The sequence below is a fragment of the Methanococcus voltae genome, assembly GCF_017875395.1.
Classification (GTDB): Archaea; AGJL01; Methanococci; order Methanococcales; family Methanococcaceae; genus Methanococcus; species Methanococcus voltae_C.
This window is the reverse complement of the sequence record NZ_JAGGMO010000001.1, coordinates 312,760-325,150: the sequence shown is the minus strand read 5'-3', so window position 1 is coordinate 325,150 and position 12,391 is coordinate 312,760. Positions and strand designations below refer to the sequence as shown.

The window sequence follows — 12,391 nt, the reverse complement described above, 5'->3', positions numbered from 1 at the left end:
ATAATTTTAATTTACAAAAAGAGGGAATTTATGGAAGATTATAATTCATTAGCGGATTTGCACACACACTCTAAATATTCCGGTTTAATGAGATATATGGGATTAAAATTCCCTGATTCAGTTGAAGAACCAGAAAAGATAGTAAGATGTGCAGCTAAGCGTGGTTTAAGCGTGGTTGCAGTTACTGACCACAATACTATACAGGGCGGATTAAAAGCAACAGAGTTTGCAAAAAAATACAATGTCGACGTGGTTGTAGGTAGCGAAGTAATGACGAATGATGGGGAAATTTTAGGACTATATTTAAATGAGGAAATCCCTAAATTCTTAAGTGCTGAAGAAACAATCGATTTAATACACGAACAGGGTGGTTTAGCAGTATGCCCCCACCCATATAGTCCAATATGCCATGCAGTTGGTGACAAGATATTTGACTTAGATTTAGACGGTGTTGAGGTATACAACGCATACCATAGGGATGGTATTGTTAACAACATTGCATTGGATAAAGTACTTAAGAACTATCATAAAAAGTCTTTTGCATTTTTGGGAAATAGTGACGCACACATTGCAAGAATGGTAGGTAATGGTCATACCAAATTTAGCGGAGAGACTGCAGAAGATTTATATGCTTCTATAAAATCCAGAAAGACGTCATTCCATGGGGCGCCTACTCCATTATCCGATATAATTTTATGGAGCTATAATATTGTTTATGCTTCCGAAAAAGCTTTATTTAATTCAGCATTCCGTAAAAAAGAAGATAATATCTTAAAGTACCAAACTACGCGATTTAAGAAATGTTTGGGTGCATTTTGTGGTATGGCATATATTGGAACGCCATTACCACTTTTAGCAGGGGTAGCTGGTAATATATATCTTAAAAGAAAAGCAAAGGCTAAATATAAAGAAACCTACGGAATTTAAATAAAAAATAAATAATTAATTATTTTTATTTTTTTAATTTATTTACATTATAACTTAAAGACAAGTTATAGTTAGTTATGGACGCATCCAACAACGTCACTCATTTTTAATTCTTTTTTAAGTAAGTATTCGCTGATTTCATCATTTATTTTGTTGAATATTTCGTAGCCCCTATAATAAACGCCTGTACCAACTTGAACGGCTGAAGCGCCTGCCATCATAAATTCAATTGCGTCAGAACCTGTCGTAATACCTCCAACACCAATTACAGGAATTTCAACAGCTGAGTATATGTCATATACATTCTTGATTGCAATAGGTTTAACAGCTTTTCCAGACATTCCGCCGTAAATATTTCCCAATATTGGTTTTTTGGATTCTATGTCAATAACCATGCCAGGACCAAGTGTGTTAATAGCTGTAATACCATCAGCACCCGCATCTTCAACACTGGTGGCAATTTCTTTAATATCTGTTACATTAGGGGTTAATTTAGCTATAACAGGTACTTTTGCTATATTTTTCACTGTAGAAACCACTTTATGGCTTAAATTACAATCTTGACCAATTGATGACCCATAACCACCACCTGCATGAGGGCAAGATATGTTTAATTCAATTAAATCCACATGTTCAGTTATTGTTTCAGCAACTTTTTCAAATTCTTTTTCATTTTTGCCGTATATCGAACCTATAACTTTTACATCCAATTCTTTCATTTTTTTTTTAATATATTCTATTTCATCAATATATTGGTCAATTCCAGGGTTGGGTAATCCCATAGCATTTAAGAATCCACCATCTACTTCAACCATAGTTGGATTATTATGTCCGGGCTTTTTTTCAAGACCTATGGACTTTGTACATACTGCACCGGCTCCATTTTTAGCAATTCTACGCATAGCAGAACCAGTTTCTCCCATAACGCCTGCTGCTAGAAATACGGGGTTTTTGAAATCAATTCCAAATAAATTTAAATTTAAAATATCATTTTTATCATTTTTATCATGCACACCAAATTTAGACAATATTTCACCCAATTGAAAAGTTTTAAACCTACAATTTTAAGATTCTATAACTTATTTAATAAATTTAAATTTTACTTATTATTTGTATTTATTTGTATTAACACTATTTATTTTTATAATTATTTGATAAATGATCTATGAACTAGGTTGATTATTTTAAATTATACTCATCTGTCCTCATAAAATATCAATATATTTGAATAGATAATTACTTAAAGAATAATTTTTATAAATTATAATGAAACTAACTTAACTATTTAATAGATAATCCTATCTCAAAATTAACTATCGGTATTAATTTGTATATATTACTAAACATTGTTAGAGAGGGGATATTATGGATATGGAAGTGGAATCAAAAATGCGAAATATGGCAAATCATAAAACATGGTTGGATAAACTTGCTATCTTTTTAGTAATAATTGGGGGTTTAAACTGGGGGTTAGTGGGAGCACTAAACATAGACCTCGTACAAATTATTTCATTAGGTAATTCGTTAGTAGCAAGAACTATTTACATCCTTGTTGGTTTATCTGCCCTTTATATGATATATTACGCATATAAAACAAGCCAATAATTTAAGAATAGATTAGATTGAAATACTTAAAAATTATTGATGATATTGAAATATTTTTTATTTTTTATTTTTTATTTGAACCAATTATTTTATCTTTAAATACACACATAAGTGAATTAGCTTCCCTACCACTTATAAAAGCTCTAGAAATTACTCTTTTAAATATGGTTTTACAAATTGGCTTTTTATGGTCTTGTATCAATGATTTGTCTACGAAATCATTAAATATGTTAAGTAATATGTCTTTATCTTCTTTTGATGCTTCTTTAACATTGGTATCATACGGTATGCTCTCATCAATCCTTATATTATATAATTCATATAAAATAACAGCTACCGCATGCGATAAATTCATTATTGGATAATTAGAACATGTAGGGATTGAAACTAATAAATCGCAGAGTTCAACATCTTCATTTCTAAGTCCATCATCTTCTCTTCCAAAAACAATACCTATGTTACCTTTAAGGCTAATACTTTTTTCCGCTAATTTTCGAGGCGTCATTGGTATCCTTTTAATGTTTTTATCGCCCCCTGAGACTGCACCAGTGGTAGCTACAAGATAATCAATATCTGAAGACGCTTCTTCAAGTGTTTTATAAAATTTGGCGTTTTCTAGTATTTCCTTAGCATGAACAGCACGTATGAAAGCTTCGTCATTCAAAACGGTTTCCGGTTTTTCATCATCTCTATTTTGAACTATTCTTAAGTCGTATGTATCAAAATTCATCATATTTCTTGCAATAGCTCCTAAATTTCCACTATATTTTGGATTTACAAGTATAACTATAGTTTTCATAATTTCACGTTTTTTTAATTTCTAAAAATATAACTGATAATAGTACAATAACATAGTATTTCAATAATATAATAGCAATGGTACTATTTGAATAAATCTATAAAATACTAATAAAAATAATAAAAATAATAAAAATAATAAAAATAATAAAAATAATAAAAAAATAAAAAGTTATTTAAAATTTACAAAAAAAATAAAAATTTAAGGATTATTTAAATAATCAATTTATTGCAATAAATTGCAAATTATTGGGAACTCCTTTTAACACTTATTTTTAAGTCATAGGTTTCTTCGTTAGGTGTTTTAATGGTCCATTCTTGATTATATACTGATGAATCATTACTATCAATGTCGGAATCACCTACAAAGTTTCCTCTAACTTCTTTGGCAATTCTAGACAATAATTCTTCACTAAATTCAATTCCTGAGTATAATACACTTATTTTTTCATTTACTTCTAAATCAAGATCTTTTCTCATAGATTGAATTCTTCTAATTACTTCTCTTGCTAAACCTTCTTTAATTAATTCAGGTTTAATTTCATTGTGAATGTAGAAGTTTCCTTTTGAGAATTCAATACCTATAATATTTTCAGGAATTTCAACTCTAAATTCAACATATTCAGGTTTAATTTCAAATTCGCCCATATATGAACCGTTTTTAAGAGCATCTTTTAATTCTTTTCCGTCAATTGAATTTATGAATTTAACTACTTTTGGAACGTCACTTCTGAAAACTTTTCCAAGTTCTTTGAAGTTAGGTTTTACAATTATATTTCCTTCAAATTCTTTAAATTCAATTTCTTTAACGTTACCTTGTTCTCTGATAATATAATCATATTTTTCAACTGAATTTTTAATTTCTTCAGGTAATGTTATTTTGTAAATTGGGTATCTAAGGGTGTATTTAATTTTATCCCTACCTCTTAATAAACCATCTACAATTTCCCTAACCAATGAAATATCGTTTTCAAGTTCTTCATTAATCATTGACTCGTCGTATTCAATGGTTAACATTGAAATGCTTTCAGGCATACCTAATTCTTCAAATTTAAGGTTTTGATAAATCTTTTCAGAGATATGTGGTACAACCGGAGCCATAACAGTTACTAACTTTAATAATACGTAGTACAAAGTTTGGTAAACTGCTAATTTGTCCTTACTATCTTTTTCCTGCCAGGTTCTATCTCTAATCAATTTGATATACCATCTGCTTAAATCATTCAATACAAAGTCTCTGATTGCCCATGTGTATGTGTGTAAGAATGGTTGTTCAAGAGCTTCCATAGACGTTTTAACGAGTGAATTTACTTTACTTAATATCCATCTGTCTTCAACTCTACAGTTTTCAAGGTAATCCATATTTGGAACGAAATCGTCAAGTGTCATGTAGTTTACAGAGAATGAATATGAGTTCCAGAGGGTGTTTAACATACTTCTAACTTCTTCAAGTTCCGAGTAAGCAAATCTTAAATCTTCCCATGCTTTATTTGCACTTAATAGGTAGAATCTAAGGATATCTGCACCGTATTTCGCAATAACATCATCAGGGCTAACAATGTTACCAAGACTTTTACTCATCTTTTCTCCTTTTTCATCCAAGGTAAAACCGTGCATTAAACATTTTTTGTAAGGAATATCTCCAAATACAAGTTCGCTAAGTGCATGTTGTGAATAGAACCATTTTGTAACTTGGTCGTGTCCTTCTGTAATGAAATCAGCTTTTTTAAGCTCTTTTGAACCAATACTTGCATATGGTGCAAGACCGCTATCATACCAAACGTCTAAAACATCAGGTACTCTGCTCATAACGCCACCGCAAGAACATTTAATTTTAACTGGGTCTACGGATGGTTTATGAATATCATCGAGTTTTACCGGTTCGATTGACTTTTCTTCAAGTTCGGCAATACTTCCAATAACTTCGTATTTACCACATTCTTCACATACCCAAATAGGCAAAGGAATACCCCAGTATCTTTGTCTTGAAATGTTCCAGTCCCCTACAAAGGTAACACCGTTTACATATCTAGTTTCAACCCAATTAGGTGTCCATCCAACAGTTTTACCGTGTTCTATGATGCTATCTTTAATTTTAGAGATTGATAAGAACCATTGTTCAGTTGACCTAAATAATAAAGGTGTTTTACATCTCCAGCAGTGCGGATATGAGTGTTTTGATTTACCATAGTTTACTAATAAATCTTTTTCAGATAACAAGTCAACTATTTTATCATCCATATCTTTAATGAATAAACCTTTCCAAATGGATTCTGTGTATTTTCCATTGTCGTCTAATGGAGCGTAAGCAGGTAATCCGTATTTTGTACCTACTGCAAAATCATCTTCCCCAAATCCTGGAGCGGTGTGTACTAAACCAGTACCACCTTCAGTTGTCACGTGGTCGCCCTCTACAATCATGTGAGCATTTTCAAGTTCAGCGAATTCTTTCTGTCTTTCGTTTTCTTCCATAAATGGATGAACGTACTTTTTGCCAACTAATTCACTACCTTTAAAGGTTTCTACTACGTTGTATTCAAGTGTTTTACCTTGGTATTCTGCTGTACTAATAGCTTTTTTCATTACACTTTCAACTAAAGCTTCAGCAACAATCCAAATTTGTTTACTTGTTTCAGCAGTCTCATTTTCTGTTCTTACAACTTCTACTTTTGCATAATCGAAATCGTTTCCAACAGCAACGAGCAAGTTTGAAGGTAAAGTCCACGGCGTAGTTGTCCAAATAACTATGTATTCGTTTTCTGCTTCTTGTAATTGGAATTTCACATAAGCTGAAGGGTCAACAACGTCTTTATATTCTCCCCTAACTTCGTGCTCAGCAAGTGAAGTCTCACATCTTGGGCACCAGTATCCGACTCTAAGGTCTTTTTCCAAAAGATCTTTTTCATGAGCTTTTTTAAGTGTCCACCAACCCATTTCCATATATTCCTTTTTGATTGGCATGTACGCATTTTCCCAATCTAACCAAACACCCAAGTTTTTAAATTGTTTTTCCATGTTTGCTTTGTGCATAAGTGCGAATTCTTTACATTTATCAATAAATACTTGTGTTCCGATTTTTGTTTCAATATCTTTCTTTGATGAAAGTTTAAACTCGTTTTCAACTTTAACTTCGATAGGTAAACCGTGCATATCCCAGCCTGCCATATCTGAAACGTTAAAACCTTCCATTCTTTTAAATCTTAAAACAGTATCTTTTATAGTTTTATTCCAAGCAGTACCTAAGTGTATAGCACCGGAACAGTATGGGGGACCATCAACAAAATAATAATCAGGGTTATGAGCTGTTGCATTTAAAGCTTTAACTTTTTTATATATGTTGTTTTTTTCCCAAAATTCTTTAACGGACTTATCCATTTCAACAAAATCTAGTTCACCTACTGATTTCATTAAAATCACCTAATAATTTTTAATTATAATAAATTAGTCATTTGTAAATGTAATAATTATAATATTTGATTATACAAAAATATTTTAATATTTTAATATTATTAAAAACTTATAAAATTAAAAAAATAATATACTTAGTTTATTTACTATTTTTATTATTTTTTGTTACCTTTATTTTTTTGTTTAGATTTTGTATTTTTTTCAGATTTTTCATTGTTTTCTTCATCTTCGCTATCAAGTATGGCTTTACTTTTATAATATCCTTTTAACATGGGCATCTTAGGAAAATCGTCAATTAAGAAAGAATAAGGTTCGTGTCTTTCGCTAAGTATTACAATATGCGCAGGAGGGTGTATTTTCCTAATCCTATCGATTGAACGTGGGGCATTCTCTTCAATTTTCACAAGACAAGCTTTTTTACAAGGTTTTTTAATATTTCCAACGATGTATTCTAAAATTTCATCAGCAGCTTCTGGTACCATGATTCTTGGCTTTCCAACAATCGTTAGTTTCGCGTGCCTATGTACATCTGCTAAGGCGTTTTTTATTTTTTCGTAGCTGTCTCCCCTTATAAGTAACAATACCATTCTTTTCACCGTGTTTAGTTCGATTAAGCGAAGTAATATCTATTTTATTTCGTCTTAACCTATATATAAAAATAAAATAAAAATAAAAAATATTAAAGTCAATCATTTCTATTTTAATTTTATATTATTTTATTTTCAATATTCAAATTTATTTAAGTATGTTAAGTATGTCTAAATATTTTTAACTATCTATTAGTTTATTTATCTTTGGAATTTTATATATAAAATACTTGCTATTATTCTGCTAAACTGTATTAACTTATTGTTAGGTAATATTTAAATTATATTAAAATTTTACCTATTTATCTAATTTTTAAATTGATTTTAAAATATAAATATACCCATATATAAATATATAAATATATCGTGTAAAAAAATATAATAGTTATTTTAGTATAATAATATTATAAATCATACATAATCTAATGAGTTTTCAAGAATTTTTACATTTCTAGGATAAAAATCAATATAATTTGAAATATCTTCACTATTTATCCTTGCCTCTAATTTTGTAAGTATTCTATCGTTATTATTTTTCGTAAACCCATAAGGTAATGCTTTTTTAAGTTCTTCAATACTTTCGTAATGTTCAGAACGAGAATATATTGTATTAGCCATTTTTTCAGGGATTATGTTTCGAATATCGTATTTATCATTGTTAACGGTGTCTAAAATCCTATCTTCGTATCTTTTTAAAATTATTTCGTCCATATCATAATTTTTAAATAAGTTTTCAATAATCTCAATTGTGGTATCAGGCACCATGGTTTTTAAAATATCAAAATTTCCATCATATATTCCTTCACGTATTTTTGTACCACTAATACCTTCAATTCTTTCTAAGAATTTAAATTTTGGCTCATAGTTATTAAGCACATTTCTAAGTTTATGAATCGTATATGACATAGAAGCTATTACATAATTGTCTATTTCTAATTTTTCCCCTAAAACTTCGCCTGTTTCTATGCAAGATATTTTATAAGGCTTTATTTTTATGTGGTGCCCATCTATAATGCAGGATATTACTTTATTCATCGTTTGTTCTTCTATATATCCTCGAGGTATCACTTCGCCCCCTAATTTATAAAACATTCTAATTAAACATTGTACGTATTGACCTGAGCCCATAATTCCCATGGGTGGACCTTCCACAACTAAATCAGCACCTGCTTTAATTGCCATTTTAGCACGTATTTCACGATTTAATAAATAGGGAACTCCTCTACCACTTCTTTCAAGAGGTCCTGGAACGACACAGATAAATATTCCAAATTTCTTTGCAAAATCCATGCAGTATTTATGTCCATTATGCAATGGGTTGTATTCTGTAAAATCAACAACAATGGAGTCGTTTTTATATCCATTACCCTTACATATTGCATCGTTTTTTTCATTTTTAAAAGCTTTAAGTTCTTCAATAATTTCGTTTAGTTTGGAGTCTGATTTTAAGTTTAGATTTGATTCCTTTTTTAAATTTTTGGCATAATTAGCATCATCAATGATATTATTTCTATCTTTCTCATAATTTTCAAAATTTTTCAAATTAAAGTCCATATCCATAATATCTAACTCCAAACTTTGTATATTTTTAGTTAATCCGATTATATAATGTTTATTTTATTTTTAATCATAATATATCTAAATATCTTGGTTATACATTGAATAGCTATTTATATAGACAAAACCGAAACATTTATATACTATAATTACCTTTGTTATTTTGCAATTAATTTGATGAAATAAATGGGACCTATGGTCTAGTTGGCTATGACATCGCCCTTACAAGGCGAGGGTCGCCGGTTCGAATCCGGCTAGGTCCACCATTTTATAAATAGAATATTCATACGATTGCAAAATAATAAATAAGCAAAAGAGGACCTATGGTCTAGTTGGCTATGACATCGCCCTTACAAGGCGAGGGTCGCCGGTTCGAATCCGGCTAGGTCCACCATTTTTATTTTAGGCAAATATATTTATTAATTTAAATTTATAAATTAATATGTATGTTTAAGTTATTATTTTAAGTCAATTATTTTTAAAAATAACTAGTAACTTATTAAAAAATAAGTTGTAATCTAGAATTATAAAAAATTAAAAGTATGAAAATAGTATGCTAATTTTAGCAACTAATTAGTTTCGTTGTTCTTTTACATTAGTTCTTATATAGTTGGCAACTTCATCAAATCCAATATCTTTCTTAACGGCAGTCAACAAAACGTCCATTTCAGGATTTATTAGTTTCGCGTCAGCTTCCATCTTTTTAGGGTCTGCTTCAACTGCTTCAGCAAGGTCTATTTTATTAATAATTGTTAAATTAGCTGTTTTAAATATTTCAGGGTGTTTTTCAACAGTATCGTCACCTTCTGTAGCACTAACTACAACTATTCTTTTATGAGTTCCTAAATCAAAGTCTGTAGGGCATATTAAATTACCCACATTTTCAATAAATACGATATCTATATCTTTTAAATCTAAGTCCCCTAAGCTATGACCGATTTGGTGTGCATCTAAGTGGCATTCTTTGCCGGTATTTAATGGAATTACTTTAGCGCCATGTTTTTCCATTCTACCAGCATCGAATTTTGCAATTACATCCCCTGCAATGCAAGCGACATTATAGTCCCCTTTTAAATCTTCAATTAATTTTTCAATTAATAATGTTTTACCACTACCAATTGCCCCCATGAAGTCAAAAGCCACGACATTATTTTCTTTTAATAATTTTCTATTTTTATCGGCATTTTTTTTGTTCGCTTTTAATAAATCTTTCCCAACTGTCAAAACATCAACAAAGTGCAATATATCACCAAATTTAAATTTAGTAATCCAAATAATTTATGTATTTATTTATATTTAGTTTGTTAAATATTTATTAGATATTTATTCACCTATTTATTCAATTAATTATTAAATTAGTTATTAGAGTATTTAATATTTAGTTTAGGCATTTAACTATCTTAGTTTTTATTTTATATATAATCAATGTATTTAATAATATTATTAATTATATCCTGTTAAAATACCATTAAAATTAATTATAAATACTAAACTTTCATATAGTTTAAAAATTATATTATTAAAAATAATTACGCAAATACATTTCCAATATATATTAGATTCCTAATAAAATTTACATTAGGTATTATTTGCATTACTCATTTAATCCCCTTTATTTGTGATAATATGAAGATAGATAAAAGTTTTTACATAGTATTCTTGTCTGCATCAGTATTTATTTTATTATTTGTTTCATTGCCTTTGATAACTATGTTATTGAATCCTGGAGATGTTTCGGGAGCTATAATGGATAAGGAAGTTATCAAATCGCTTGAAGTAAGTTTAAAAGCAGCAGGAATGAGTACGTTGTTGGCGTTATTGTTCGGTGTGCCTTTAGCATACATTTTTGCAAGAAATGACTTTAAAGGTAAGAGTTTAATTGAAAGTATAATTGATATTCCTATGGCAATACCCCACTCCGTAGTGGGTATTATGATACTTTCATTCTTTTACGGGAGTACCATCGGTGAATTTCTAACTAACGCAGGTTTAAAGATAGTTGATAATTTTTGGGGGATTGTAGCAGTAATGCTATATGTAGGAATCCCATTCATGATAAATAGTGCAAGGGACGGTTTTGAAATGGTGGACGAGGAGTTAGAACACGTTTCAAGAACATTGGGCGCTTCAAGATTTAAAACGTTCTTTAGTGTTTCCTTACCAATTATAAAAAATAACTTAGTTTCTGGAAGTATTTTGACATATGCGAGAGGTTTAAGTGAGGTAGGTGCAATTTTAATAGTTGCTTATTTCCCCAAAACAACACCTGTACTCATTATGGATAGATTTAACCAATTCGGTTTGTCTTCCTCAAAACCAATTTCCGTGTTGATGATCATTGTAAGTATATTGTTATTTACAATCTTTAGGCTTGTAAGGCATAAAAAAGTTAAAAATTAAAAGAAAATAAAAAATAGGATTAAAAAATAAAAAAAATATATGGCATATAATTGCATAATATATTGCATTAATAAATGTATCATAATTAATTTGGTGTAAGGATGTTAAAATTAGAAAATGTATCCAAATCATGGAAAGAATTTCAATTAAAAAATGTTTCATTTGAATTGCGTGACAAATATTGTGTAATTTTGGGTCCAAGTGGTGCTGGAAAGTCCGTAATTATTCAATGTATAGCAGGAATTTTGGATGTAGATAACGGTAAAATTTATTATGATGATGAAGATATAACTGATTTGAAACCCGAACTAAGAAATTTTGGTTATGTACCTCAAAATTATGCATTATTCCCAAATATGAATGTTTATAAGAATATAAAATACGGAATGACTATTCGTAAGGTTGATAAGCTTACCGCAGATAAGAAAATAAGAGATATTGCGGAATTTTTAAATATATCCCATATATTGGAAAGAACGCCAAAAACACTTAGTGGTGGGGAACAACAAAGAGTTGCATTAGCAAGAGCTTTGGTATTAAATCCTAAACTTTTATTACTCGATGAACCTACTTCCGCATTAGATATTCATATTAAAGATACTGTAATGGATGAATTAAAGAAAATAAGTGAATTAACCCCTATAATACATATTACGCATGATTTTGTAGAGGCCAGGACTTTGGGCGAACATATTGCCATAGTAATTAATGGGGAATTGAACGACTTTGGAACAAAAGAGATATTTAAAAAGCCAAAAAATGAAAAAGTTGCCAAATTTTTGGGTTATAATATATTATCTGAAAATAATGCAAAATTAGCAGTTTCTCCTGAGAATGTTAAAATTAAAACTGTTGAAAGTACGGGCACCTCTACTAGTGGTGATAGAAACGGCAAAAAATACGGTGTTGTAAATGGTTTTATTGATTTTGGATACTATAAAACCGTAAGTGTTTCATATAACAACAAAAATTTAAAATGTATTTGCGATGAAGAGTTTGATATTAAATCGGGCGATAACGTATCCATTGATTTTGAAAATATGATTCGTATTTAAAATATTATTTCTTTATTTTTTTATCTTATTTTATAATATTTTTATATTATTTTT

Annotated in this window: 10 protein-coding genes and 2 tRNA genes; 6 read left to right on the top strand and 6 right to left on the bottom strand. The window is 29.6% G+C overall.

Annotated elements, in window-relative coordinates; translation table 11 throughout:
• Window positions 1–30: 30 nt before the first annotated feature.
• Entirely contained in the window at window positions 31–927 is an 897-nt protein-coding gene (locus J2127_RS01480) for a PHP domain-containing protein (protein WP_209731667.1), read from the top strand.
• Between the two features lie 71 nt (window positions 928–998).
• On the opposite strand, the gene J2127_RS01475 is transcribed toward J2127_RS01480, so the two are convergent.
• Window positions 999–1,913, bottom strand: coding sequence for a dihydroorotate dehydrogenase (locus J2127_RS01475; protein WP_209731845.1), 915 nt, complete (start codon window positions 1,911–1,913; stop codon window positions 999–1,001).
• Window positions 1,914–2,292: 379 nt separating this feature from the next.
• Here J2127_RS01475 and J2127_RS01470 point away from each other — a divergent pair, with 379 nt between their 5' ends.
• On the top strand, window positions 2,293–2,532 hold the full coding sequence (locus J2127_RS01470; protein WP_209731666.1) for a DUF378 domain-containing protein: 240 nt from the start codon (window positions 2,293–2,295) through the stop codon (window positions 2,530–2,532).
• Between the two features lie 64 nt (window positions 2,533–2,596).
• Here J2127_RS01470 and J2127_RS01465 read toward each other — a convergent pair whose 3' ends face one another.
• The 4 genes from J2127_RS01465 to J2127_RS01450 all read right to left on the bottom strand — a co-directional run bounded on the left by J2127_RS01465 (window position 2,597) and on the right by J2127_RS01450 (window position 8,885).
• Window positions 2,597–3,331, bottom strand: a complete 735-nt coding sequence (locus J2127_RS01465; RefSeq protein WP_209731665.1) for an RNA methyltransferase — start codon at window positions 3,329–3,331, stop codon at window positions 2,597–2,599.
• A gap of 245 nt (window positions 3,332–3,576) precedes the next feature.
• Complete coding sequence (gene ileS, locus J2127_RS01460; protein WP_209731664.1) at window positions 3,577–6,738, bottom strand: isoleucine--tRNA ligase; 3,162 nt, start codon at window positions 6,736–6,738, stop codon at window positions 3,577–3,579.
• Between the two features lie 155 nt (window positions 6,739–6,893).
• On the bottom strand, window positions 6,894–7,325 hold the full coding sequence (locus tag J2127_RS01455; RefSeq protein WP_209731663.1) for a DUF356 domain-containing protein: 432 nt from the start codon (window positions 7,323–7,325) through the stop codon (window positions 6,894–6,896).
• A 411-nt stretch (window positions 7,326–7,736) separates the two neighbouring features.
• Complete coding sequence (locus J2127_RS01450) at window positions 7,737–8,885, bottom strand: nucleotidyltransferase family protein (RefSeq protein ID WP_432442921.1); 1,149 nt, start codon at window positions 8,883–8,885, stop codon at window positions 7,737–7,739.
• Between the two features lie 186 nt (window positions 8,886–9,071).
• Here J2127_RS01450 and J2127_RS01445 point away from each other — a divergent pair.
• A tRNA-Val gene (locus tag J2127_RS01445) sits at window positions 9,072–9,148 on the top strand.
• A gap of 51 nt (window positions 9,149–9,199) precedes the next feature.
• Window positions 9,200–9,276 (top strand) — tRNA-Val (locus J2127_RS01440).
• Window positions 9,277–9,455: 179 nt separating this feature from the next.
• On the opposite strand, the gene hypB is transcribed toward J2127_RS01440, so the two are convergent.
• The gene (gene hypB / locus J2127_RS01435; RefSeq protein ID WP_209731662.1) at window positions 9,456–10,124 is read right to left on the bottom strand and encodes a hydrogenase nickel incorporation protein HypB; all 669 of its coding nucleotides are present in this window, start codon (window positions 10,122–10,124) and stop codon (window positions 9,456–9,458) included.
• 384 nt (window positions 10,125–10,508) lie between these two features.
• Between hypB and wtpB the strand changes: the two genes are divergently transcribed.
• Together wtpB and J2127_RS01425 are read left to right on the top strand one after the other, a co-directional pair.
• Window positions 10,509–11,282, top strand: coding sequence for a tungstate ABC transporter permease WtpB (gene wtpB / locus J2127_RS01430; RefSeq protein ID WP_209731661.1), 774 nt, complete (start codon window positions 10,509–10,511; stop codon window positions 11,280–11,282).
• Between the two features lie 101 nt (window positions 11,283–11,383).
• On the top strand, window positions 11,384–12,337 hold the full coding sequence (locus tag J2127_RS01425) for an ATP-binding cassette domain-containing protein (protein WP_209731660.1): 954 nt from the start codon (window positions 11,384–11,386) through the stop codon (window positions 12,335–12,337).
• Window positions 12,338–12,391 lie beyond the last annotated feature (54 nt).

Excerpts from the sequence above, each read along its gene's own strand:
- J2127_RS01480 (WP_209731667.1), top strand. The coding sequence starts at position 31 with ATGGAAGATTATAATTCATTAGCGGATTTGCACACACACTCTAAATAT.
- J2127_RS01470 (WP_209731666.1), top strand. The coding sequence starts at position 2,293 with ATGGATATGGAAGTGGAATCAAAAATGCGAAATATGGCAAATCATAAA.
- J2127_RS01465 (WP_209731665.1), bottom strand. The coding sequence starts at position 3,331 with ATGAAAACTATAGTTATACTTGTAAATCCAAAATATAGTGGAAATTTA.
- ileS (WP_209731664.1), bottom strand. The coding sequence starts at position 6,738 with ATGAAATCAGTAGGTGAACTAGATTTTGTTGAAATGGATAAGTCCGTT.
- J2127_RS01455 (WP_209731663.1), bottom strand. The coding sequence starts at position 7,325 with ATGGTATTGTTACTTATAAGGGGAGACAGCTACGAAAAAATAAAAAAC.
- J2127_RS01450 (WP_432442921.1), bottom strand. The coding sequence starts at position 8,885 with ATGGATATGGACTTTAATTTGAAAAATTTTGAAAATTATGAGAAAGAT.
- wtpB (WP_209731661.1), top strand. The coding sequence starts at position 10,509 with ATGAAGATAGATAAAAGTTTTTACATAGTATTCTTGTCTGCATCAGTA.
- J2127_RS01425 (WP_209731660.1), top strand. The coding sequence starts at position 11,384 with ATGTTAAAATTAGAAAATGTATCCAAATCATGGAAAGAATTTCAATTA.